The sequence below is a fragment of the Cupriavidus sp. FW305-3-2-15-C-LB2 genome, assembly GCF_058787575.1.
Genome location: NZ_JBYSZW010000019.1, coordinates 91,806 through 113,591, shown reverse-complemented (window position 1 = coordinate 113,591; position 21,786 = coordinate 91,806). Strand labels below are relative to the sequence as shown.

The window sequence follows — 21,786 nt, the reverse complement described above, 5'->3', positions numbered from 1 at the left end:
CACCGCACCCCCGACCACCCATGAACGCTTGATTGAAATCAAGAAGCAAATCGACTGGTCACCCAGAATGAAAATGTAATTTATGCGCTGCAGCCCCTCTTAAGAGCCCCAAGGAGAGGATGGAATGCCGACCAAGTCCACCACCCCTAATGGGGGGAGTTACGGCCTCACCGAAGCCCAGGCAGCTCCAACGGCCGCCGCAGGCCCAGCCGCCTCGCAGCAGCTCGTGCGTGACCCGGTCTGTGGCATGGAGATCTCCCCACGGGAGGCCGCTACCAGCACGGAGCTCGACCAGAAGCGATACTGGTTCTGCTCTCCACACTGTGAGCAGGTTTTCCTAGCCAACCCGGCGAAATATGTTCTTCACCCCGTTGATAGGCGTAGCTCGGCTGGGCCCTCCCGCAGTCCTAGCCCACCCGGCGTCGCTCCTATCCCTGCGGCGACGCCCGCGCTTGCTTCCCACGCCGCTAAGCAACTCGCCAAGGACCCTATTTGCGGAATGATGGTGGACAAGGCTACGGCCCTCTCCGCCGAGCGTGGCAACCGCAAGTACTACTTCTGCAGCGAGAGCTGCCTTCGGACCTTCGAGTCGCCAGAGAGCGAGTTGAAAGCCATGAGGACGCGCGTGACCATTGCGCTCACGGGCGTGCTCGCGCTGGCGGTGCTGCGGGCTGGCGCCTTCCTGGCACTGGCAGCCGGCGCGACGCTCGTGACTTGGGCCCCGATTCCCGCCTTGCCTTGGTTCACGTGGGGGATGTGGCTATTCCTTCTCGTCACGCCGGTCCAGTTCATTGGCGGCTGGAGCTTCTACAAGGGCGCATGGAACGCCATCCGGACGCGCAATATCAATATGGACTTCCTCATCGCCCTGGGGACATCCGTCGCCTACTTCTACAGCGTAGTAGTGCTGTTCTTTCCGTCCTGGCTGCCCGTCAAGGTCGAAGAGCGAGACGTCTACTTTGAGGTGTCGGCGGTCATTATCGCCTTCGTGCTGCTGGGGAAATACATGGAGGAAATCATCAAGAAGAAATCCTCCGCCGCTGTTCGACGCCTGCTCGACCTGCGCCCCGCCGTCGCTCACGTGCTTCGCGACGGGACGGAGGTGGAAATCCCGGCTGAAAGCATCATGGTGGGCGAAGCGGTCGTTGTACGCCCCGGCGAGAAGATTCCCACTGATGGCAAGGTTATCGATGGCCAATCCAGTGTCGATGAATCGATGCTGACCGGCGAGTCGATGCCCGTGGAAAAGAAGCCTGGTGCCGCTGTCATTGGCGGCACGCTAAACCGCAGTGGCGCCTTCACCTTCCAGGCCACAAAAATCGGAGCGGACACCGCTCTCGCTCAGATTATCAGGATGGTCGAGGACGCCCAGGCCAGCACCGCGCAGATTCAGAGACTGGCGGACCAGGTCACCGGCTACTTCGTACCTGCGGTTGTTTCGGTCGCGATGCTGGCATTAGTGGGATGGACCGTCGCCGGTCATTTTCCGCAGGGACTGCTCGCATTCGTGGCTGTTCTGATTATCTCCTGCCCCTGCGCGCTAGGCGTCGCCACGCCAGCAGCGCTGATGGTCGGCGTCGGCAAGGGCGCGGACAACGGCATCCTGATACGCGGCGGTGAAGTGCTGGAGCGGGCCGAAAAGCTCACCGCGGTTGTCTTTGACAAGACCGGGACGATTACGCGCGGAGAGCCGACCTTGACCGATGTCATCCCCTTTTCTGGGCGAGAGAAATCTGACCTGCTGACTCTTGCTGCCGCTGTGGAAGCCGGGTCCGAGCACCCTTTGGGCGAAGCCATCGTGCGCGCCGCACAGTATCGCGCGCTCACCATTCCCAAGGCAGCCAGCATCAGCGCATTGTCTGGCATGGGCATTCAGGGCCTCGTCGACGGTCAGCAAGTCTGGCTGGGCAACCGGCGTCTCTTTGCACGCCAAGGCATCCCAATCGAATCGGCCGAATCTGTACTCGGGAAGCTCGAGGCCGATGGCAAGACAGCCATGCTGGTCGGCGCCGGCACACAATTGCTCGGCGTAGTGGCCGTGGCTGACACAGTGAAACCGGAAGCGAGCGAGGCAATCGCGGCATTGAAGGCGCGCGCCATCAAGGTTGTGCTACTGAGCGGTGACAACCGCCGCACCGCCGAGGCAATCGGCCGGCAGGTTGGCATTGAGCATGTCATTGCCGAGGTGATGCCGGAAGACAAGGTCGAGACCATTCACGCATTACAGAAGCAAGGGGAGGTCGTGGCCATGGTGGGAGACGGCGTCAATGACGCACCGGCGCTTGCCGCAGCGGACATCGGCATTGCCATCGGCTCAGGCTCGGATGTCGCGAAGGAAACTGGGAGCATCATCCTCATTCGCGATGATGTGCGTGACGTGGTTGCCGCCATTGAGCTGTCCCGCGCGACGATGCGCAAAATCAAACAGAACCTCTTCTGGGCGTTCATCTACAACACCATCGGCATCCCTATCGCCGCACTTGGACTCCTGAACCCCATCTTTGCCGCAGCAGCAATGGCACTGTCCTCGTTGAGTGTGGTAGCCAACTCCGCATTGCTGAAGCGTGTACGACTTGGCTCCAGAATTGCCAGCCCGGAGGCGAGATGAAACACCCGGTGGCATGGATTTGCGCTGCCTTTGCAATGCTACTCGCGGCAGCTATCGTCTACCGGTTTGGGCTGACACCGTTCACCATACTGGTTGGCCTACTCCTGCTGTCCTGTCCGGTCGTTGTGGTGTGGTTGAGTCTTCGCCTTTCGCGACAGTGCGAGCGCGATATACGAAACGCAGTTGAGCGTGAACGCCAAGACAAAGGTTGAAGAGAGGGTCGGTCTATGAACTGGTTATCACAGAGTCTCACTTGGCTCCTGCTTGGCGGAACGGCGAACAGTTTTTCAGCAAGACCAAGCGAGATACATACACCGACGTCATCGGCACCATGGCTGCTGCCAGGCGGTACGGCGTTCGCTTTATAGGAGGAAAACATGAACCACGACCACAACGGTCATGAGCGGCCTGGCGACGCACTGCGCACCGTGACCAGGTCCAAGCTGGTCATGATTGGCTTTCTGCTGGTGATTGCCTACTTCCTATGGACTGAACACCGGGCACACGTCATTCAGTTCCTGCCATTTCTTCTGCTGGCCGTCTGCCCCTTAATGCACATCTTCATGCACGGTGGACATGGACATGGACATGGACACGGTCACGGACCGGATGACGCCACCAAGGACACGAACGCCAAAGGAGAGCGATGATGCAACCCGAAACACAATCCAGCTACGGTCTCTGGTCGCTGGTCATTATCAACTCAGCTGTCTTCATCATCTTCGCCTTCAGCTTCACCAAGCCGAAGACCCAGCGCGACTGGCGCTCGTTTGGCGCGTTCTCCGCGTTCATTGTGGCGCTCTTTACAGAGATGTATGGCATCCCCCTGAGTATCTATCTCCTGCTACCGTGGCTTTCGGCGAAGTTCCCGGGAATCGACTTCCTCTCGCATGATGCCGGTCATCTTCCGGAGATGATTTTCGGCTGGAGGGGCAACCCGCACCTGGGGCCATTTCACATCGCCAGCGACATCTTGATTTTTGGCGGCTTCATCATGCTGTCTTCCGCCTGGCGCAGGCTGTACCTGGCCCAGCAGCAGCACCGCCTGGCGACCACGGGTCTCTATGCGCGCATGAGGCACCCCCAGTATGTCGCGTTCGTCCTGATCATGTTCGGCTTCCTGCTGCAGTGGCCGACGATAGTCACTCTGGTGATGTTCCCCATCCTGGTCTGGATGTATGTTCGGCTGGCCAAGTCGGAGGAGCAGGACGCACTGGCCGAGTTCGGGCAAGCATATGAGGAATATCGCCAAAAGACACCAGCGTTCATTCCGCATATCTCAGCCCGAGATGTTCCGCGGACGCGTCCTCATTGAATTCAACCGTCATCTTCCTTGCACCCGGAGGCTGCCATGAAACCCTTCAAGACTGGTTTGACGCTATCCGCCACGGTCGTGCTGTTCTACGTTCTATGCACGCTCGTCTGGATGGTTCTTCCTGAGCCCTTCATGAATTTCATGAACGCGCTCTTTCACGGGCTCGATTTCCGGCGCCTTCAGACCGGCGAATCAGTATCCTGGTGGTCCATCATCTATCCAGCCTTTGTGTTTGCGGTGTGGTTCTTCGCTGCCGGGGCATTCTTTGCATGGTTACACAACAGCCTTCAAGGAGAGACCTGATACCAAGAATGGCGATATGACTCCAAGTCCTTGCGCCACAGCTCTTTACGAGCTCGTGTCATGTCCGGACCGGCGGCCGGTGCGAATAGCGGCGGCCCTCGACTCTTCCCAAACATTGCTGGCAAACCGGCACAAGCCAGACGCGCTGGCAAAGCTACTGCTCGAACAGGAGGTCGTAGACCGACCTTCGCTGGAGCTATTGCTCAACGAAAAAGTTACCCCGCTTTCACCTGGAAAGCCCCACCCTTTCCCACCCGATGCGCCCGACTCAAGGGAGGTGAACCATGAAAATGAAGACAAGTAGCAAGACGGCTCCATCCGAGGCAAGCGCCCTCTCCCATGACAGCTATGAGGAGAATCTCCACCTGCTTCAAATCGAGCTGGTCAAACTACAGAAGCACTTCATTTCCTGCAGCGACCGGATTCTGGTGATTTTTGAGGGAAGGGATGCGTCTGGGAAGGATGGGACCATCAAGCGCATTGTCGAACACCTCAGTCCGCGTGAAACGCGCGTCGTCGCACTGGGGAAGCCATCCGACCGTGACCGAGGCTCCTGGTACTTCCGCCGCTATGCGGCCGAGCTGCCTGCGGCCGGCGAGTTCACCCTTTTCAATCGCAGTTGGTACAACCGGGCCGGTGTGGAACATGTGATGGGCTTCTGCACCAAGGACGAGCATGAGGAGTTCATGGCAAGTGTCCCAGAGTTCGAACGGATGCTCGTGCGTTCCGGAATTCGTCTTATCAAGTACTACCTTGACATCAGCAAGGCCGAACAGAAGAAGCGCATCGAAGAGCGCCGTCGGGACCCGCTAAAGCAGTGGAAAGTCAGCCCCATTGACGAACAAGCGGTATCGCTTTGGAAGAAATACAGTAAGGCACGGAACGAGATGTTTGCTCGAACCAGCGACATCGTGCCATGGAACGTCGTGCGCGCCGACGACAAGCATGTCGCACGCCTCAGCGTCATCAAGGATCTACTGACCCGCCTTCACTATGCGCACAAGGACGCTGAGCTGATTCGCCCTAATCCGGAAGTTGTGTTTCCTTATGCAGAGGAACATCTTCTGAGCGGGGCGATTTCGAAGTGAGACGGTAGCGCAGCACGAATTTGTGACCTGCGAGGATGGATGAGATGAAGACCAGCATCATTGAAGTTGGAGGCCTGCTGTCCGTTCTGAGCAGGGGCGGAGGCTAATTGGGTCGCTGGCAGCACTACGGTGAAGTATGACGAAGCCGTAACAAGCCCGAGGGATGACCGGGCTGGGCATGGCGATGTTGCACCCCAATCTGAGCGCTGCGGTAGCCGACATCGCACACCCCAGTTGGCGGGCGTCCGCCATCGGCATCTACCGCTTCTGGCGCGACCTCGGGTATGGCATCGGCGCGCTCTGCCTGGGCGCAGATGCGGCGCTCGGTGGCCGCGTCGAGAGTGCATTCCGGTTCGTCGCCATCGCAATGGGAACAACAATTGAAAACAACCTGCCTCAGATGACGTCCAGAGGGATTTTTAGATAGCGAACGCCATTCGCATCGGGCGGCGGCAACTCCCCGGCTCGTATATTGACTTGCACCGACGGCAGAAGCAGCGTCGGCATCGCCAGCGTCGCATCGCGCGCCCGGCGCATGGCCACGAACTGTTCCTCGCTCACGCCGTCATGCACGTGGATATTGCCTTCGCGCTGAGCGCGCACCGTCGTTTCCCATGCAGGCCCGCGCCCCTCGGGCGGATAGTCGTGACACATAAAGAGCCGTGTATTGCTCGGCAGGTCCAGCAGCTTGCGGATGGAGCGATACAACTCGTGTGCGTCGCCGCCCGGGAAGTCGCAGCGAGCCGTGCCGACGTCCGGCATGAACAGCGTATCGCCGACAAAGACCGCGTCCCCAATCTGGTAAGCCATGTCGGCGGGTGTATGCCCTGGCACATGAATCGCCCTGCCGGTCAGGCCGCCGATGGCAAACGTCGCTCCGTCGTCAAACAGGTGGTCGAACTGCGACCCGTCGAGCCGAAACTCAGGCTCCAGGTTAAAGAGCGTCTTGAAGACCCCCTGTACGTTGCGGATGTTCTGGCCTATTGCTGTCTGGCCACCCAGGTGTCGCTTCAGGTACGGCGCGGCAGACAGGTGGTCGGCATGCGCGTGCGTCTCGAGAATCCACTCGACTCTCAGTCCATGCGCGCGCACAAACGCAACAACCTTATCAGCACTTGCCGTCGATGTCCGACCCGCCTTGGGGTCGTAGTCCAGCACCGAGTCGATGATGGCGCACTCGGGGCGCCCCTCCTGAAAGACCACGTACGTCACAGTCCAGGTCGCAGGGTCGAAGAACGGCTGGATAGTCGGGTGCATGCTCGCCTCCTTGGATGCAGTACATTCTATTCACACACATTCTATTTTTCAATATAATATTAACAAGCAAAATGTAAACGACCTATGGACCAGCCCCACGCCGCCATCGACCTCGCCAGCATGCAAGCTGCTGCGGCGCAGGCCTGTGCCCTGCTCAAGGTGCTTGCCAATCCGGACCGCCTGCTGCTGATGTGCCGCCTGTCCCAAGGCGAGCTGTCTGTCGGTGAGCTGGAGGAACAGCTCGGCATCCGGCAGCCGACGCTGTCTCAACAGCTCGGTGTGCTGCGCGAGAACAGCCTGGTGGCCACGCGCCGTGACGGCAAGAGCATCTTCTATTCGGTGGCGAGCCCCCAGGCGCTTGCCGTCATGGCGGTCCTTTATGAACAGTTCTGTGCCAACCCCGATCAGGAGGCGACATGCTGATTGACCTCGCTAACTTCACGCCCGGCCTGTCACTGGTCGGCGGGCTCATCATCGGTGCGGCGGCCGCCGTGCTGCTGCTGTTCAACGGCCGCATTGCCGGCATCAGCGGCATCTTCGGCGGCCTGCTTAGCCTGCCTCGAAAGGACATGGCCTGGCGCCTGACCTTCCTCGCTGGCCTGGTTGGCGCTCCTGTGATTGCGAGCATGCTCGGCAAGCCCGCCATTGCGGATATCCAGGCAAGCTGGGGCGAAATCCTGGCCGCCGGCTTCCTGGTCGGCCTTGGCACCCGCTACGCCAGCGGCTGCACCAGCGGCCATGGCGTGTGCGGCATCTCGCGCGGCTCCATCCGCTCGCTGGTCGCCACCCTCACCTTCATGGTGGCGGGATTCCTGACTGTCTTCGTGCAACGGCACCTGATTGGAGGCTGATATGACCGCCATGACTGCACTCGTCGCAGGCCTGCTATTTGGCATTGGCCTGATGGTCTCCGGCATGGCCAACCCGGCCAAGGTGCTGGGCTTTCTTGACCTTGCAGGAACCTGGGACCCGTCCCTCGCTTTTGTGATGGCCGGTGCCATTGCCATTGGCTCGCTCGCCTTCCTCATCGCCAAACACCGCAAACGCTCCTTCCTGGGGCTGCCTGTGCAACTGCCGGCCAGCACGGCCGTAACGCTGCGGCTGGTACTGGGCAGCGCCGCCTTCGGCGTCGGCTGGGGTCTGGCCGGCTTCTGCCCTGGTCCCGCGCTGGTTGCCCTGGGCGCTGGCTATCCGAAGGCCATTGGCTTTGTGGCAGCAATGGTGGCTGGCATGCTTGTGTTCGAGGTCGCGGAGCGCGCCAAATCAAGCATGCAACGGGCGTAAGCACGCCGGCACTGGCAGCGAAGTGCAGTTGGATAGAGGCGTGGCAGAGGAACAAGCAATGCGCCGCAGGGCTGGCGCCGACGGGCGAAGTGGCGCTTTACACGGTTCCCGCTGACTTGCTGCCCTCATAGTCGATTTCCAGGTATTCCGCCGCCGGATTTGTTCCTGGCCAGACCGTTTCCTGGCAACCGGAGCATTGCTGCTGAGGGCATCCGCAAAATGGTCTGCGCAGATTGCTCCTGCGCAGACCAGCACATCGATGGGACTGAACACCCGGTACACCCATCGCTTCGTTGATCCCAATCAACTCAAATCCCTGACCGCCGCATACCTTGGACTAGGAACCATCATGTTTTCATAGGAGGATCTCCCATGTCCACCAACCATCGCCTCTCTACCCTTATCACTGCGGCCGCCGTGCTAGCGTGGGCGCCAGCAGCTTTCCCGGCGTCGCCGGCTACCGGCATTGAGCATGAGCAGCACCATCCTGAAAAGCGGCAAGATAAGGCTCCGGTCGTAACTCCCGGAGTTTCCAGCGATGCAAAGCTGGACGCCCAGGTTGCCCACCTGCGTGCCATCAGAGAGCGGCTTTCGCGTGCCAAAACGCCGGAGGAGCGTCAGGCCCTCTTGGCTGAACGCCATCAGGTCATGCAAGATGCAATGGCCATCATGCAAAAGGACATGATGAAAATGGGCGGCCCTGCTCGTATGGCTCCTGGCAAGAGAGTCGCCAAGGGAAACGCCCCATCAAATCAAATGCAGATGTGCCAAGACATGGCGGGTAGTCACATGGCGTTCATGCAGGAAATGATGCAGACGATGGCCAACGACCAAGGCATGGGCCCGGGCATGGGCCCGGGCATGGGCATGGGTCCGGGCATGGGTCCGGGAATGGGTCCGGGCATGGGTGGAAAGATGGCGCCAGGCGGATGATGGGTCTGGCCGTAAGGTTTGGCCCTCGTGCGGACTAATCCCGTCAGACCGCAAACCTGCCAGCCCCTTGCCGTCCGGCCGTGCGCGCTTGCGACGGCAGTTCCGCTGCAGCAGCAGAATGGAGTGAGTGTCTGCAAAGCTTTCGGCGTAGCGTCGCCGGTGCCGAAACGGTCCGTGGCTTTTTTCCGCCTTGCCGTCCTGAATGAAGCCGGTCGCGGCGTTCGCAATTACAATCGCCAGAATTACCCCGGCACATGGGGGCTTGATTCCGGACAACTGCGATGCCATCCCCAATCATGAGGCATGTCGCATCAGGCCACCCTTTCGTGGGGAATTTGCACGATTAGGCAAAAGCCCTTGCCGGGAGTGCTGTCGATGGTGAAGCTGCCACCCAGAAGGCGTGCCCGCTCCCGGATGCCAAGGAGTCCCAGCGATTTGCGTGGCCCGCTTGCGGAGGAGACCTTGTCCCAGCCCACCCCATTGTCTTGCACCCGCAACACAAGTTGGCCCTCTGACTGGGTGAGCTGAATATGCACGGTGGTCGCGTCGGCATGCCGGACGACATTGCTCAATGCCTCCTGGACAATGCGGAACATGGCGATTGCCGTCTGCGCGGGGACGTCAGCCTCGGCACCGTCCACGCTCACCGCCAATCCGTACCGGTTGGCAAAATCATCGGCCAACCACTCAATGGCAGGAATCATTCCCAACTCGTCCAGCAAGGCCGGCCGTAGGTCACTGGCAATGCGTCGGACCGAGGCAACAGTATTGTCGATGACGCCGTTTATGGCACCAATCTCGTCTAGCAGTCCTGCTGTGTCACGGCCCTCATCGACGTCCGCGCCGAGCATAGCCATGTCCATCTTAAGCGCGCTCAGGCGCTGGCCCAGGTCATCGTGCAGCTCGCGTGCAATGCGGCGCCTCTCCTCCTCGCGGGCAGCGAGTATCCCATCTGAAAGCTGTTGCAGTTCTTCCCGTGAGCGGCGCAGGGCCGCCTCCGCGCGTGCCCGCTCCGTGATATCACGCAGCATCACGGTATATAGCTTCGTGCCTTCGTGGGCCGTTTGCGAGATGGATGCTTCGATAGGGAATTCAGTGCCGTCACGACGCAGAGCGTAGAGTGCCCGTTGACGTCCCATCTGACGATCCGATACGCCCGTGATCCCAAACCGACGCACGTGCTCCTCATGAGCGGCCCGGTAGCGTTCGGGAATGAAGTCGCCGAGGGGGCGGCCAATCGCGAGTTCGGCGGGCCAGGCGAACAGCGTCTCCGCCATTGGATTGAACAGCACTACGCGTTGTTCATTGTCCACGGTGATGATCGCTTCCATGGAGGAGCGGATAATTCCCGCCAATCGCGCCTCGCTTTCCTTCACAAGCTGAAGGCTTCGGTGCAGGGCTTCCTCAGCACGCACGCGTTCGGTGATATCGCGCAGCATCACAGTGTATAACTTGGCCTCGCCGACAGAGATCTGTGAAATGGATGCTTCGATAGGGAACTCGCTTCCGTCCCGACGCATGGCGCACAGCGCCCGTTGGAGTCCCATCTCGCGGTCCGAAACGCCCGTGATCCCAAACCGGCGCACATGCTCTGCATGGGCGGCCCGAAAGCGGTGGGGAATGAAGTCGCTCAGGGAGCGCCCGATTGCAAGTTCGGCCGGCCAGGCGAATAGCGTTTCTGCCATGGGATTGAACAGTACGACGCGCTGGTCACTGTCCACGGTGATGATCGCTTCCATCGAAGATCGGATGATCCCCGCCAACTGGGCTTCGCTATCCGCCACGCGTTGGATATCACTACTCCCTGTAAGCTTCCTCAGCCGGTTCCAGTAAAGTCCCACGGCGAGTCCGATGCCCGCGCCCGTCAAGAACACCAACGGCGCCAGGAACTGCCGATACCATTCGACGGTAGCCATCAAGAAGCATCCCCCCGCGAGGAGGAGAACGGCCGTCACACTGCCAATCGCCATGGCAAGGGAGTGAGAACGTTCGGACGAAGGCTGCACCTTGCCCGCGGGTGCCAAAGGGTTGCTCATGGAATGGACGATGATTGTCTGAGAGTGCTTCTCGCCCCCCAAATATATAGGGCGGCACCGGCCAAAGCGCAATTTGAACCGAAAATGCGCCGTAATCGCCGCGTGCATCAAGGAGTGAGCGAATACGGCAGTACCGCCGACAGCCACTGCGGGTCCGCGCCGTGCCGAATCATCTCCGTGGCGCCGCGAACCGCGGCCCCTGCAGCCATCGACTATCTCCAGGGCTGGCTGGCGCGCCCTGCCTGCGGCCGAGGCTATTATCGGCCCGGTGCCTGTTGGACTAACATCACCATTACACAGTGCCTGATTCGGCGTGCAGCCGGGATTGCGCAGCCGCCAGCGCGGCAGGATCTGCGATCGCCTGAAGGCATCAGCGGGAGTATCCCAGCAACCGGCGCCAGTTACGCAGGGGATCGGGTTCGCCATGCACATCGGGTTTCGCAAGTTTGACCTCGGCTTGCTGCCAGTCGCGGCCGGCACGCTGGGCGCTGGCTTGCTGCTTTTTGCCTTCGGCGAAGCGCTCGCCGCGAGGCTCGCTTGGGCGGTTGGCGCGCTGGTCGTCGCCGGCGCGCTGATCGTCGCCATCGTGCGGTCGCTGCGCCGGAAGGAAGCGGGCGTCGATGTCCTGGCGCTGCTGGCGATCGGGCTGGCGCTGGCGCTTGGCGAATTCCTCGCGGCTGCCGTACTGGCCCTGATGATCGAGAGCGGCAGGGCCATTGAGAACTATGCGCAGGCCCGTTCCGAGCGGGAGATGTCCGCCCTGCTCAGCCGCGCCCCGCAGTCCGCCAACCGCTTCGAGGACGGAGAATGGCGCGCGGTTTCCCTCGATGTGGTCAGTCCGGGGGATCGCCTGTTGGTCCGGCATGGCGAAGTCGTACCCGTGGACGGCGCATTGCTGGGCCAGGCGACGCTGGACGAATCTGCCCTGACTGGCGAGTCGCTGCCACGGCAGCGACTCCCTGGCGAGACCGTGCGCAGCAGTGTGCTGAACGCCGGCACCCCGTTCGAGATGGTGGCAGCGACCACCGCGGCAGACAGCACCTTCGCCGGCATCGCCAGGCTGGTGCGCACCGCCCGCGCGGAGCGCCCGCCCGCGGCGCGGTTGGCCGACCGTTATGCACTGTGGCTGGTGCCTGTCACCCTGCTCGTCGCCGGGCTTGCCTGGCTTGCCAGTGGTGAACTCGCGCGGGCGCTGGCGGTGCTGGTGGTCGCCACCCCTTGTCCGTTGATCCTGGCCGTTCCGGTGGCGATTGTGTCCGGGGTGTCGCGTTGCGCCGGGCGCGGCGTGCTGGTCAAGGGCGGCGGCGCGCTTGAAAGGTTGTCGCAGGCGGGCATCCTCTTCTTCGACAAGACCGGGACGCTGACGGGCGGAAGGGCCCGCCTGGCGGCCATCGAGAGCGCGCCCGGATGGCCGGCGCCCGACGTGCTGCGCGTCGCCGCTTCGCTGTCCCAGGCCTCCGGGCATGTTGTCGCCGAAGCCATCACGACCGCGGCGCGCGAGCGAGGCCTGGCCCTGGACCTGCCGTCAGGCGTGACCGAGACCGCCGGTGCTGGCATTGCCGGGCGGGTTGGCGAGCACGTGGTGGCGGTGGGATCGCCCGCCTTTGCCGGCGGCGGCGATGCCGGGCCACCGTGGTGCCAGGCCATGTTGCAGCGCGCGGCCTTCGAAGGCGCCTCGGTCTCGCTGGTCACGGTCGACGGCGTGCTGGTCGGGGCACTGCAGTTCGTGGACCTGATTCGCATGGACACCCCGCGCGCGTTGCGCTTGCTGCGCAAGGCGGGCATACGGCGCCTGGCCATGCTCACGGGAGACCGGCTCGACGTCGCCGAGACCGTCGGCGCAATGCTGGGCGTGACCGAGGTCCATGCCAACCTCACCCCCTCGCAGAAGCTTGCCGCGATCGAGGCGGCGCGCCACGACGGCACTGTGCTGATGGTGGGCGACGGCGTGAACGATGCACCGGCGCTGGCCGCCGCGGACGTCGGCGTGGCCATGGGCGCACGAGGTGCCGCGGCATCGTCGGAAGCCGCGGATGTCGTGCTGCTGGTGGACCGGCTTGACCGGCTGGTGGACGCGGTGCGCATCGCCCGCCGGTCGCGCCGGCTGGCCGTGCAAAGCGCCATGGCCGGCATGGGCCTGTCGTTCGTCGCGATGGCGGTCGCCGCGTTCGGCTACCTGCCGCCACTGGCCGGCGCCATGCTGCAGGAGGTCATCGATGTGCTGGTCATTGCCAATGCGCTGCGCGCCCTGCGCGCCGACCCGTCGGTGCCGGCGGAACGCCTGTCCACGGCCGACGCCGAGCGCCTGAACCAGGAGCACGCCGCGCTGGCGCCGCTGATGGAACAGATCCGCAGCCTCGCGGACAGGTTGCCAGCCATGCCTGGCCACGCCGCGGGCACGGAACTGCGCCGCTTGTGCGCATCCCTCAGCGGAACACTTTTGCCCCACGAACAGCACGATGACGCGCAGCTCTATCCGCAACTCGCGCTGCTGGTCGGAGGCGATGATCCGCTGGCGGCGATGAGCGCGATGCACCGCGAGATCTTCCGGGTGATCCGGCTACTGCAGCGGATGGCGGACGACTCACCGCCGGATGGGCCAGACGCCGGCAGGGTCAGGGAGTACCAGCGGCTGCTCTACGGGCTCGAGGCCGTATTGCGGCTGCACTGCGCGCAGGAGGACGAGCTGTTCCATGCGCTGCGCGAAGATGCGCCCACGGAGTGACGTTCTGCGCCGACGGTGGTAATTGATGGCGAAGCTGAGATGGCGTCACCAGACGGCGGTAACCGCGACGTTGCCGCGCGGCGAGCTGCAAAGCAGCCAGTCGTCCTCCAGCGTCCTCACGGGCAGGCGAAACGTCATGTCGAGTGCCTGGCCGTCGACGGCGATATCGCGGGTCCGGACCCAGCCCTGATAACCAATTGCCAGCCAATAGACGCCCGTGGGAAGCCGGAGATAGAACATCGGCCCGGTTGCGCTCGCATGCAATATCGAGCGCCCGTCCTGACTGGACACGAGGATGGCAGCATCCGGCAGCGGGTCCCCGCGTGCGGCGTCCACCATGGTCAGACGTACGTTGAAGCGGTCCGCGATGGCGAGCATCGCGTCCATGCCGGCTTCGCTGTCCCCGCCCGACACATACGAGACGCCATATTCGGCCATTGGCTGCAAGTATGATCCGGCTTGCCCATAGCGGAACGCACAACCCGCAGCAGCTACGGCAATCATCAGGGACGAGAGCATGCGTACAAAGCTCCACGTAATCTCCATTTTCGTCCCTCCGACAACGCATTGAAATGCCCGTAGTGGCGGTGATCTTCGGTTACCGGAAGGTAGCGTCCGGCCGGACATACGGGTTGATGCCTGTCAACGATCGCCGAAGTCACCGGCCAACGCAGGGTGAATGTCCCTCCTCTCCATAATGGCTGGGAAATATCGGGTTATACCGCCGCGCCCTTGTCAGGTTCCGCTGACAGCCCGGTGCGAACGGCGGACAAGCGCCGTCGCGATGCGCGTACAAGCTGCATGGCAGCAAGCCGACACGTTTTTCGGAACCGGCTGATTTCGGCGTCGCCGGCCGGCAACGATACTGCAGGCATACACGGGGCACACGGTTGCCCTCATCGGCAGGAAAACCGGGACCACCGGGGCAGGAGCGACCAGCACAACAAAGGCAACAAGGGGAAAAGCGATGAGCGACGATCACCACATCGGACACGCACAGCGCCTTGCGGCAATCTCCGCGGACATTCCTCTTGGCGCGCATCTGAAGACGGACCGCCGTGGTTATGTCCACCACGGCATTTATGTCGGCAACGGCGAGGTGGTGCACTATGTCGGGTTCAAAGGTTTCCTGCGTTGCGGCCCCGTCGAAAAGACCACCCTCGCCGGCTTTGCCGGCGGCTACGGCTTTCGCGTCGAGCCGGCCACGCAAGCGAGGTACGTCGAGGCGGAGATCGTACGGCGCGCGACTGCGCGGCTTGGAGAGGACGATTACCGCCTTCTTACCAACAACTGCGAGCACTTCTGCATCTGGTGCCTGTCTGGCGAGAGCCGCAGCGAGCAAGTGGAGGCGCTGCTGAGCCACCCGTGGCGCGCACTGCTGGCTATCGTGGGCGTACTCTGTAGCGCGGCGGGCATCCTGGGGCAGGATCTGGCCGACGTGACGGCATAGGGCGCCGCGGGGCGAGTTGGCAGCCGGAGTCTGCGTGCCGAGGCTGCAGTTGAGGTGGCAGTTCACAACAGCGCAAGGGCGCAGGCGGCAAGGGACATGGAAAGTCAATGGGACGACGCGGCGTTGATGGCCGCCTTGCAGCAGCCGGACGCCTACCCCCACCCGGCGCCGGCAGTACAGGTCATCGAGACGCATATCTCCCGTGTCTTCCTGGCCGGGGACTTTGCTTACAAGGTGCGCAAGCCGGTGCGGTTCGACTTTGTCGACTTCTCCACCGCGCAGGCACGCCGCGACGACTGTGAGACCGAACTGCGCCTGAACCGCCGGTTCGCACCTGCCCTGTATCTGGATGTGGTGCCGATCCTGGCGGGCCCCACGCCCGGCTCGGTGCGCATCGGTGGCGGCGGCATACCGATCGAGCATGCGGTCCGGATGCGGCGCTTCGACCAGCAAGACCTGCTCAGCGCAAGAATCGTTGCGGACCGGCTGGAGCCGGGCCATATCGATGCGCTGGCGCGCAGCATTGCATCCTTTCACCAGGCGCAGCCCCCTGCCGCCCCTTCCGATAGCTTTGGCACGCCGGCCCGCATCGACGCGACGCTTGCGGAGTGCCTGGGCGGCATTGGCCGGCTGACGTCGGCCACGCACCTGGCCAGCCGCGTGGCCCTGCGGGCGCGCAGCGAGGCCACCCGGCTGACGGATGCGTTCCGGGCACGCCTGCGCAACGGCCATGTACGCGAGTGCCATGGCGACCTGCATTTGGGCAACATCGTGCTGCTGAACGGCGTGCCGACCCCATTCGACTGCCTGGAGTTCGACGCCGCCCTGCGCTGGACCGACACCATCAGCGACCTGGCCTTCCCGGTCATGGACCTGCTGCACCATGGCCGACCGGCGCTGGCCTACCGGCTGCTCAACGGCTACCTGGAGCAGTCGGGAGACTACGGCGCGCTGGCCGTGTTGCCCTTCTATCTCGCCATGCGGGCCCTGGTGCGCGCGCGCGTGCTGCTGGAGCGCGGCTGCCAGAAGCACGCCGCGGGCGCGTCCATGGCGCCGGCGCAGGCCGAGGCAGGCAGGCTGCTGGCGCTGGCATGGCGATGCCTCAGCCGCCGTCGCGGGCCGATGGTGCTGATGCATGGGCTGTCCGGCAGCGGCAAGTCCACGGTTGCGGCACAGATGAGCGAGGCCGGGTCGATGGTACGCGTACGCTCCGACGCGGTACGCAAGGGCCTGCACCGCGGCGTGATGCCCGCGGGTGGCTGGTATGCCGCGAGCGAAACGGCACGGACCTACCGACGCCTGCTCGCGGTCTGCCGGCTCGGCTGCCGGGCCGGGTTCCCGATGCTTGCCGACGCGACTTTCCTGGTCCGCGCCGAGCGCGAACGCTTTGCTGCCCAGGCGCGCCGCCTTGGCGTGCCCTTCGCCATCGTCACCTGCGAAGCCAGCCCTGAGACACTGCGCGCCCGCATCGCCGCGCGTGCCCGGGCGGGCGGGGACCTGTCGGATGCCGACGACGGCGTGCTGGCGTGGCAGATGCGTGTCCAGGAGCCGCTGACCGAAGCCGAGCGTGCCTGCGTCGCCTCGCCGGGCAGCGTTACGGGCCCCGCCGCACCCGGCTGCGGCTGACGCCAGAGCTCGGCGCCGCCATCTAAAGCAGCGCCAGCACCCCTTGCTTTCACACCAGGGAAGGCCCCATCGACGCTGCTTGACGGAGCGCAATCCACGGCCGGGGGCAGCGCCTACATTCGTCCATACCGGTGCCATGCGCAGAGCGCTCGCGCCGCTCTTTGCAACAAATGCGAGCTCCCATGGACGAACTGAAGCGCATCCCCTACCAGCCCATCAAGGACCTGCTGCCACGCCCCGCCTCCGGCACGAGCGAGCGGGTCATCGCCCTGCCACAGCCGGACCGCACCAATGGCCTGCCGCTGATGGGGGCGCTGTGGCAGCGCATGAGCACCCGCGAGTTCGACGAGCAGCCGCTGCCATTGCAGCAGCTGAGCGAGCTGCTGTGGGCCGCGGCGGGCGTCAACCGCTCCCAGGGCGGCGGCCGCACAGCCCCTTCGCCGCACGGCGAGGCGGTGATCGACGTCTACGCGGCGCTGCCCGCCGGCCTCTACCGCTACGACCCGATCCACCATTGCCTGGTGCTGAAGCGCGCGGCAGACGTGCGCAGCATGACCGGCTACCAGGACTTCGTCGGCATGGCGCCGCTGGACCTGGTCTACGTCGCCAACCATGGCCGGATGCAGGACGTCCCGCCCAAGCTGCACGAGACCTTCGCTGCCGCCGCGGCCGGCGCCATGGTCCAGAACGCCTATCTCTACTGCGCCTCGGCCGGGCTGGGCGCGGTGGTGCGCGGCTGGCTTAACCGGCGCCAGCTGGCCGAGCATATGTCGCTGAACGAGGACGAGGAACCGATCCTGTCCCAGACCATCGGGCGTCCGGCTCCGCATGACAGCGCGCCGGTCTAGGCATCCTGGCCGGATCGCCACCACCTGACAACAGGAGACACCGACATGATCAAGAACCTCGGCAGTGCGGAACAGATCCGCAATGAAATTCTGCGGCGTCTGCAGGAAAACGCCGACCTCGGCGACACCTGCCGCGACTGCGACATCCCGTTGCCGCAGCGTGTCGACGCAACTGCCAACGGCGGCTGCAACTGGACCATCGACGCCTTCCCCGCTGTCCCGCCGGCATGCCTGGCCACGGTCAAGGCAGTCACGACCGAAATGATGCGCGAGTACGACCTGCGCTAGCCGGTCAGCGCCAGCCTCCCGGCCGCTGCCGGGGGGCGACCGTCGCTTTCGCGGTGGCAGCCCGCCAGGCGCTCAGTTGCCCTCGGCGGCATCCTCCGACTGTCACGCATAAAGCTGCTCGTGCCGGCGCTGGCATGCGGTACAGCGCTTCGCGGTCGGATATGCCTGAAGGCGCGAGAACGGGATCAGCTGCTGGCAATCGATGCAGGTGCCGTACTGGCCGTGCTGCATCCGCGCCCGCGCGGCGGCGATGTCGGCCAGTTGCATGCGGTAGTGTTCCAGCATCGCATCGTCCTGCCGCTGCAGGATTTCTTCGTCGGCAAGGTCGCCCTCGTCCCGCGCCTCACGCTGCGCCAATGGTGTCATCGGCGTGTCGGCGGAACCAACGGCGGCATGGATGCGCGCTTCGTCCGCGTCAAGCTGCGTCGCCAGCGAGACGGTTTCCTGCGCTGTGAGCTTGTTCATGACGGATCTCCTGAACCCGCTGGCGCCTGGAGTGCCAGCCGGATGCCGGCTGCCAGGCGCTCTGCTACGGGAATGCGGCTGGATGGGTGCGCAACGGTGTCGCACGTGACAATGTCGGCCGCGACCGCTTGCAGCCTGTCCGGAAGAGCTTGTCCTGGCGCATGTACGCGAGGTATGGCGCCGCCAGTCCGACCCGCACGGCGCCGCCTTCCCTGGCTGCGGCAGCGGGCCACAGCAGCGGCACCAGCCTGGCATCCGGACGGTCCAGCGTGCACACGACCATGGCTTCGCAACCGGCCACTGGCTGCAGCAGCCTGCCTGCCGTGCCCGCGCTAACGGCGGGTGACGGCCAGCGCGACCAGGGCGCCAGCCACGGCCGCGACAGCGGCGACGGAGCCCATGCTCTCCCAGGGATGTGCGTGGACGTAGCGATCCGTGGTGTCGGCCCATTGCGAGACACGCATGCGCGCCGCCTGGCGTTGCTCGGCGAGGCGGCCCTGGAGCGCGTGCAGGCGTGCGCTCAGCTGCGCGCGTGCCTGCGCGGTCTCTACGCCGGCTTCGTCGGCAACATCCCGCAACAATGCCTGTACATCCGCCAACAGCGTGTTGGCATCACGGGCTAGTGCTTCCTTGTGCGGCAAGAGCGCGGCGCGAGTATCGTTCATTTCATTCTCCTTTTCACTGAGTCATCGCCGTGCATCGCACGGCACCATGGAAATCCTGTCGAACTACAAGTTCCCGCCAGCCGCTGCAAAATGCTGGCAGAACCATTTTCCGGCGAGCTCGCCGACCTGTTCCAGCGCACCCGGCTGCTCGAACAGGTGAGTGGCGCCGGGAATCACCTCCAGCCGCTTCTCGCATTGCATCCATGCGGTGGCGCGCGCGTTGAGCTTCAGCACCACCGGATCCGCTTCGCCTACGATCATCAGCGTCGGGGCCTGCAGTTGGCGCAGCGCCTCGTGGCCTGCCAGGTCCACGCGGCCTCCGCGCGCCACCACCGCGTCGATCCGCATGCGCGGCGGCGGCTCAGCGGCGGCACGGATGGCCGCGGCAGCCCCCATACTGGCGGCGAAGTAGCCGAGCCGCAGGTGGCGATCGCGCGTCAGGTGCGCGACCGTGACCGTGGCAGCTTTGAGGCGTTCCCCGAGCAGGGCGATGTCGAATCGCTTCGACCTCCCGGCGTCCTCGTCCGGCGCCAACAGGTCAAACAGTAGCGTGCCCAGGCCCACCCGATTCAGCGTCGCTGCGACCCCGCGGCTGCGCACGCTGTAGCGCGAACTGCCGCTGCCATGTGCGAACAGGACCAGGCCGGATGCCGCTTCCGGCAGGGTAAGGTCGCCTGGCAGCGCGATGTCGCCGATATGGATCCGCACCTGTTCGATGGTGATGTGCTCCATGAGACTTCCCTTCCCCCCTCTTCCTGTCCTTGCCAACGGCCGCGCCACCGTCGCGTCCTGTGCCAGTGCACGTTCAGTTCGGTCTCGGCGATGCCGAGGTCCATCGTCAGCGCTCCCCGCAGGCATGTTGAATGGGATTGCCGATGTCCCGCGCCAGTTGCATTTCCTTAGTCGTGCTGACGACGGGGCGCGTTCACACTGTTAAAGCTATGCGCCTGCGCGGCCATCGACTTGGGCTGGATCAAACAATGACCAGACACCTGCAGGCGACACCGCCTACATGACCCGCCGTAGCAGGTCGCGCAATGCCCTCTTCCACCTGGATGAGACCAAGGCGCTGGAGCCGCTGGAGCCCGGGCATCCCGTGCCCGTACTGGACAGCGACCGGCCGGAATGAAGCGCGCCTGTCACAGGCGGCGGGCGCCACCCCGGGCTTGCGTTGCATCAACGTGCGGACCTGCACGGCAACTACCGTAGTAGCAAGCCCGACCCACTGATTGTCAATGCGGAGTTTTTCATGCCTGCCAGAACACTTATCTTCCACCAAGGCGCGCGCCGCATGATGCTGAGCGGCGTGGAACAACTGGCCCACGCGGTCAAGGTCACGCTGGGCCCGGGAGGCCGCAACGTGATCGTGGAGCGGCCCGACATGGTGCCGCTGGTCGCCAATTCCGGCGTGGTCGTGGCGAAGTCGGTGACGCTGGCCAATCCGTTCGCCGACATGGGCGCCCGCCTGCTCTGCGAGGCCGCGGTGCGCACCAGCGAGATCGCTGGCGATGGCACCACCACTGCGACCACGCTGGCCCACGCGATCGTGGCTGAGGGCGTGAAATACGTCGAAGCCGGCCACGACCCCATGCAACTCAAGCGCGGCATCGAGGCCGCCGGCAAGCTGGTCGCCAGCGCCTTGCTGGAAAGCGCCCGGCCCTGCAGCAGTACCGGCGAGATGCGCCAGATCGCCACGATCTCGGCCAGCGGCGACCAGACCGTCGGCACGCTGGTGGCGCAGGCTGTCGAGCGGGTCGGCAAGGATGGCGCAATCAGCGTGGAGGATGGCTCCAAGCTGGACGACGCACTCGACATCGCCGACGGCGCGCTGATCGATCGCGGCTACCTCTCGCCCTTGTTCGCGACCAACGAGAGCCGTGCCGTCGTGCTGGATTCGCCGCTGGTGCTGCTGTGCGACGCGAACATTGCCGCCATCGCGCAACTGCTGCCGGTCCTTGAGGCCGTGAGCCACGCTGGCCGGCCCTTGCTGGTCATCGCCAACGATGTGGAGGGCGAGGCCCTGGCCACGCTCGTGGTGAACAACCTGCGCGGCGCGCTGAAGAGCTGCGCAGTCAAGTCACCGGGTTTCGGCGACTCGCGCACCGAGCAGCTGGGCGACCTGGCCGCGCTGACCGGCGCCACGGTGGTCTCACCGCAGGCCGGCATCTCGCTCGAGCACGTCACGCTGGAACAGCTTGGCGAAGCCCGCCGCGTGGAGGTCAACAAGGACACCACCACCCTGATCGGCTCCGGTGACGAACGCCCGCGCGTGGCCGAGCGCATTGCCGCCCTGCGCCTGCGCCTGGACGAGGTGCGCTCGGACTATGAGCGTGAGGCGCTGCAGCGGCGCCTGGCCCGGCTGGCCGGCGGCGTGGCTGTGATCAAGGTGGGTGCGGCCACGGAGAGCGCGCTGCACGAGCGCAAGAACCGCTTCCAGGATGCTTTGCACGCCACCCGCGCCGCGGTGGACGAAGGCATCGTCGCCGGCGGCGGCGTGGCGCTGCTGCGCGCCCGCGCTGCCCTCGAAGCCTGGCAGGCACCGAACGCCGAGCAGGCCGCCGGCGGCCACATCGTCCACGCGGCACTGGCCGCGCCGATGCGGCAGATCGCCGCCAACGCCGGTGCGGATGCCGACGCAGTGGTGCACCAGGTATGCGTCGGCTCGGGCACGCTCGGCTACGACGCCGGCACCGAGCGCTATGGCGACATGCTGGAACTCGGCGTGATCGACCCCGTCAAGGTGGTACGCACGGCCCTGCAAAATGCCGTGTCGATCGCCTCCCTGCTGCTGACGACGGACTGCATGATCGCGATTCAGCGCAGCCCCGCCGGCCAGGGCGATGCCGGCATGCGCACGGGGTCGTCGATGTTCGGCGAAGAATACTGAGCAACGGT

21 protein-coding genes and 1 pseudogene are annotated in these 21,786 nt (G+C 64.3%); 16 read left to right on the top strand and 6 right to left on the bottom strand.

Annotation, left to right across the window (positions count from 1 at the left end; all coding sequences use genetic code 11):
- Positions 1–124: 124 nt before the first annotated feature.
- From AC3WRR_RS16220 to AC3WRR_RS16195, 6 genes and pseudogenes are all read left to right on the top strand, one after another.
- Positions 125–2,608 (top strand): heavy metal translocating P-type ATPase, encoded by a 2,484-nt coding sequence (locus tag AC3WRR_RS16220; RefSeq protein WP_492297436.1) that lies wholly within the window; start codon positions 125–127, stop codon positions 2,606–2,608.
- A 377-nt stretch (positions 2,609–2,985) separates the two neighbouring features.
- Positions 2,986–3,258 carry a DUF2933 domain-containing protein gene (locus tag AC3WRR_RS16215; RefSeq protein WP_439670593.1) on the top strand — a complete coding sequence of 91 codons (273 nt, stop codon included), beginning with the start codon at positions 2,986–2,988 and terminating at the stop codon, positions 3,256–3,258.
- Positions 3,258–3,923: a methyltransferase family protein gene (locus tag AC3WRR_RS16210; RefSeq protein WP_439671781.1), complete on the top strand. Its 666-nt coding sequence runs from the start codon at positions 3,258–3,260 to the stop codon at positions 3,921–3,923. The genes AC3WRR_RS16215 and AC3WRR_RS16210 overlap by 1 nt, the downstream gene beginning before the upstream one ends.
- 36 nt (positions 3,924–3,959) lie before the next feature.
- Positions 3,960–4,226, top strand: a complete 267-nt coding sequence (locus AC3WRR_RS16205; RefSeq protein WP_010809982.1) for a DUF5676 family membrane protein — start codon at positions 3,960–3,962, stop codon at positions 4,224–4,226.
- 290 nt (positions 4,227–4,516) lie between these two features.
- Complete coding sequence (gene ppk2 / locus AC3WRR_RS16200; protein ID WP_011615440.1) at positions 4,517–5,314, top strand: polyphosphate kinase 2; 798 nt, start codon at positions 4,517–4,519, stop codon at positions 5,312–5,314.
- Between the two features lie 163 nt (positions 5,315–5,477).
- Positions 5,478–5,684: pseudogene (locus AC3WRR_RS16195) on the top strand (MFS transporter); the annotation flags it as partial.
- A 26-nt stretch (positions 5,685–5,710) separates the two neighbouring features.
- On the opposite strand, the gene AC3WRR_RS16190 reads toward AC3WRR_RS16195, so the two are convergent.
- Positions 5,711–6,571, bottom strand: a complete 861-nt coding sequence (locus AC3WRR_RS16190) for an MBL fold metallo-hydrolase (protein WP_010809980.1) — start codon at positions 6,569–6,571, stop codon at positions 5,711–5,713.
- Positions 6,572–6,655: 84 nt separating this feature from the next.
- Here AC3WRR_RS16190 and AC3WRR_RS16185 point away from each other — a divergent pair, with 84 nt between their 5' ends.
- The 4 genes from AC3WRR_RS16185 (at position 6,656) to AC3WRR_RS16170 (ending at position 8,788) form a co-directional block, all read left to right on the top strand.
- Complete coding sequence (locus AC3WRR_RS16185; RefSeq protein ID WP_492297434.1) at positions 6,656–6,994, top strand: metalloregulator ArsR/SmtB family transcription factor; 339 nt, start codon at positions 6,656–6,658, stop codon at positions 6,992–6,994.
- A complete protein-coding gene (locus AC3WRR_RS16180) occupies positions 6,988–7,422 on the top strand; it encodes a YeeE/YedE family protein (RefSeq protein WP_492297433.1) in 435 nt (144 codons plus the stop codon). Before AC3WRR_RS16185 ends, AC3WRR_RS16180 begins: the two co-directional genes overlap by 7 nt.
- Position 7,423: 1 nt before the next feature.
- Positions 7,424–7,855: a DUF6691 family protein gene (locus AC3WRR_RS16175; RefSeq protein WP_010809977.1), complete on the top strand. Its 432-nt coding sequence runs from the start codon at positions 7,424–7,426 to the stop codon at positions 7,853–7,855.
- 372 nt (positions 7,856–8,227) lie between these two features.
- Complete coding sequence (locus AC3WRR_RS16170) at positions 8,228–8,788, top strand: hypothetical protein (protein ID WP_492297431.1); 561 nt, start codon at positions 8,228–8,230, stop codon at positions 8,786–8,788.
- A gap of 311 nt (positions 8,789–9,099) precedes the next feature.
- Here AC3WRR_RS16170 and AC3WRR_RS16165 read toward each other — a convergent pair whose 3' ends face one another.
- On the bottom strand, positions 9,100–10,704 hold the full coding sequence (locus AC3WRR_RS16165) for a PAS domain-containing sensor histidine kinase (protein ID WP_492297448.1): 1,605 nt from the start codon (positions 10,702–10,704) through the stop codon (positions 9,100–9,102).
- 544 nt (positions 10,705–11,248) lie between these two features.
- Here AC3WRR_RS16165 and AC3WRR_RS16160 point away from each other — a divergent pair.
- The gene (locus tag AC3WRR_RS16160) at positions 11,249–13,549 is read left to right on the top strand and encodes a heavy metal translocating P-type ATPase (RefSeq protein ID WP_492297429.1); all 2,301 of its coding nucleotides are present in this window, start codon (positions 11,249–11,251) and stop codon (positions 13,547–13,549) included.
- Positions 13,550–13,594: 45 nt separating this feature from the next.
- Here the strand turns inward: AC3WRR_RS16160 and AC3WRR_RS16155 are convergent, their stop codons facing one another.
- Positions 13,595–14,068: a peptidase associated/transthyretin-like domain-containing protein gene (locus AC3WRR_RS16155; RefSeq protein ID WP_011615445.1), complete on the bottom strand. Its 474-nt coding sequence runs from the start codon at positions 14,066–14,068 to the stop codon at positions 13,595–13,597.
- Positions 14,069–14,516: 448 nt separating this feature from the next.
- On the opposite strand from AC3WRR_RS16155, the gene AC3WRR_RS16150 reads away from it, so the two are divergent.
- The 4 genes from AC3WRR_RS16150 (at position 14,517) to AC3WRR_RS16135 (ending at position 17,761) form a co-directional block, all read left to right on the top strand.
- Positions 14,517–14,999 (top strand): lecithin retinol acyltransferase family protein, encoded by a 483-nt coding sequence (locus AC3WRR_RS16150; protein WP_010809972.1) that lies wholly within the window; start codon positions 14,517–14,519, stop codon positions 14,997–14,999.
- Positions 15,000–15,095: 96 nt separating this feature from the next.
- Positions 15,096–16,625 (top strand): bifunctional aminoglycoside phosphotransferase/ATP-binding protein, encoded by a 1,530-nt coding sequence (locus AC3WRR_RS16145; protein ID WP_010809971.1) that lies wholly within the window; start codon positions 15,096–15,098, stop codon positions 16,623–16,625.
- Positions 16,626–16,807: 182 nt separating this feature from the next.
- Positions 16,808–17,473, top strand: coding sequence for a SagB/ThcOx family dehydrogenase (locus AC3WRR_RS16140; protein ID WP_010809970.1), 666 nt, complete (start codon positions 16,808–16,810; stop codon positions 17,471–17,473).
- Positions 17,474–17,518: 45 nt separating this feature from the next.
- The gene (locus AC3WRR_RS16135) at positions 17,519–17,761 is read left to right on the top strand and encodes a hypothetical protein (protein WP_010809969.1); all 243 of its coding nucleotides are present in this window, start codon (positions 17,519–17,521) and stop codon (positions 17,759–17,761) included.
- A 102-nt stretch (positions 17,762–17,863) separates the two neighbouring features.
- Here the strand turns inward: AC3WRR_RS16135 and AC3WRR_RS16130 are convergent, their stop codons facing one another.
- The 3 genes from AC3WRR_RS16130 to AC3WRR_RS16120 all read right to left on the bottom strand — a co-directional run bounded on the left by AC3WRR_RS16130 (position 17,864) and on the right by AC3WRR_RS16120 (position 19,623).
- Positions 17,864–18,226 carry a TraR/DksA family transcriptional regulator gene (locus AC3WRR_RS16130; RefSeq protein ID WP_492297426.1) on the bottom strand — a complete coding sequence of 121 codons (363 nt, stop codon included), beginning with the start codon at positions 18,224–18,226 and terminating at the stop codon, positions 17,864–17,866.
- 332 nt (positions 18,227–18,558) lie between these two features.
- Positions 18,559–18,891, bottom strand: coding sequence for an ElaB/YgaM/YqjD family protein (locus tag AC3WRR_RS16125; RefSeq protein ID WP_010809966.1), 333 nt, complete (start codon positions 18,889–18,891; stop codon positions 18,559–18,561).
- Between the two features lie 63 nt (positions 18,892–18,954).
- Positions 18,955–19,623: a dienelactone hydrolase family protein gene (locus AC3WRR_RS16120; protein ID WP_010809965.1), complete on the bottom strand. Its 669-nt coding sequence runs from the start codon at positions 19,621–19,623 to the stop codon at positions 18,955–18,957.
- 517 nt (positions 19,624–20,140) lie between these two features.
- Here AC3WRR_RS16120 and groL point away from each other — a divergent pair.
- Positions 20,141–21,778, top strand: a complete 1,638-nt coding sequence (gene groL / locus AC3WRR_RS16115; RefSeq protein ID WP_010809963.1) for a chaperonin GroEL — start codon at positions 20,141–20,143, stop codon at positions 21,776–21,778.
- The last annotated feature ends 8 nt before the right edge of the window (positions 21,779–21,786 follow it).

Coding starts and splice junctions, on each gene's coding strand:
- AC3WRR_RS16220 (WP_492297436.1), top strand. CDS start 125: ATGCCGACCAAGTCCACCACCCCTAATGGGGGGAGTTACGGCCTCACC.
- AC3WRR_RS16215 (WP_439670593.1), top strand. CDS start 2,986: ATGAACCACGACCACAACGGTCATGAGCGGCCTGGCGACGCACTGCGC.
- AC3WRR_RS16210 (WP_439671781.1), top strand. CDS start 3,258: ATGCAACCCGAAACACAATCCAGCTACGGTCTCTGGTCGCTGGTCATT.
- AC3WRR_RS16205 (WP_010809982.1), top strand. CDS start 3,960: ATGAAACCCTTCAAGACTGGTTTGACGCTATCCGCCACGGTCGTGCTG.
- ppk2 (WP_011615440.1), top strand. CDS start 4,517: ATGAAGACAAGTAGCAAGACGGCTCCATCCGAGGCAAGCGCCCTCTCC.
- AC3WRR_RS16190 (WP_010809980.1), bottom strand. CDS start 6,571: ATGCACCCGACTATCCAGCCGTTCTTCGACCCTGCGACCTGGACTGTG.
- AC3WRR_RS16185 (WP_492297434.1), top strand. CDS start 6,656: ATGGACCAGCCCCACGCCGCCATCGACCTCGCCAGCATGCAAGCTGCT.
- AC3WRR_RS16180 (WP_492297433.1), top strand. CDS start 6,988: ATGCTGATTGACCTCGCTAACTTCACGCCCGGCCTGTCACTGGTCGGC.
- AC3WRR_RS16175 (WP_010809977.1), top strand. CDS start 7,424: ATGACCGCCATGACTGCACTCGTCGCAGGCCTGCTATTTGGCATTGGC.
- AC3WRR_RS16170 (WP_492297431.1), top strand. CDS start 8,228: ATGTCCACCAACCATCGCCTCTCTACCCTTATCACTGCGGCCGCCGTG.
- AC3WRR_RS16165 (WP_492297448.1), bottom strand. CDS start 10,704: ATGGCTACCGTCGAATGGTATCGGCAGTTCCTGGCGCCGTTGGTGTTC.
- AC3WRR_RS16160 (WP_492297429.1), top strand. CDS start 11,249: ATGCACATCGGGTTTCGCAAGTTTGACCTCGGCTTGCTGCCAGTCGCG.
- AC3WRR_RS16155 (WP_011615445.1), bottom strand. CDS start 14,068: ATGCTCTCGTCCCTGATGATTGCCGTAGCTGCTGCGGGTTGTGCGTTC.
- AC3WRR_RS16150 (WP_010809972.1), top strand. CDS start 14,517: ATGAGCGACGATCACCACATCGGACACGCACAGCGCCTTGCGGCAATC.
- AC3WRR_RS16145 (WP_010809971.1), top strand. CDS start 15,096: ATGGAAAGTCAATGGGACGACGCGGCGTTGATGGCCGCCTTGCAGCAG.
- AC3WRR_RS16140 (WP_010809970.1), top strand. CDS start 16,808: ATGGACGAACTGAAGCGCATCCCCTACCAGCCCATCAAGGACCTGCTG.
- AC3WRR_RS16135 (WP_010809969.1), top strand. CDS start 17,519: ATGATCAAGAACCTCGGCAGTGCGGAACAGATCCGCAATGAAATTCTG.
- AC3WRR_RS16130 (WP_492297426.1), bottom strand. CDS start 18,226: ATGAACAAGCTCACAGCGCAGGAAACCGTCTCGCTGGCGACGCAGCTT.
- AC3WRR_RS16125 (WP_010809966.1), bottom strand. CDS start 18,891: ATGAACGATACTCGCGCCGCGCTCTTGCCGCACAAGGAAGCACTAGCC.
- AC3WRR_RS16120 (WP_010809965.1), bottom strand. CDS start 19,623: ATGGAGCACATCACCATCGAACAGGTGCGGATCCATATCGGCGACATC.
- groL (WP_010809963.1), top strand. CDS start 20,141: ATGCCTGCCAGAACACTTATCTTCCACCAAGGCGCGCGCCGCATGATG.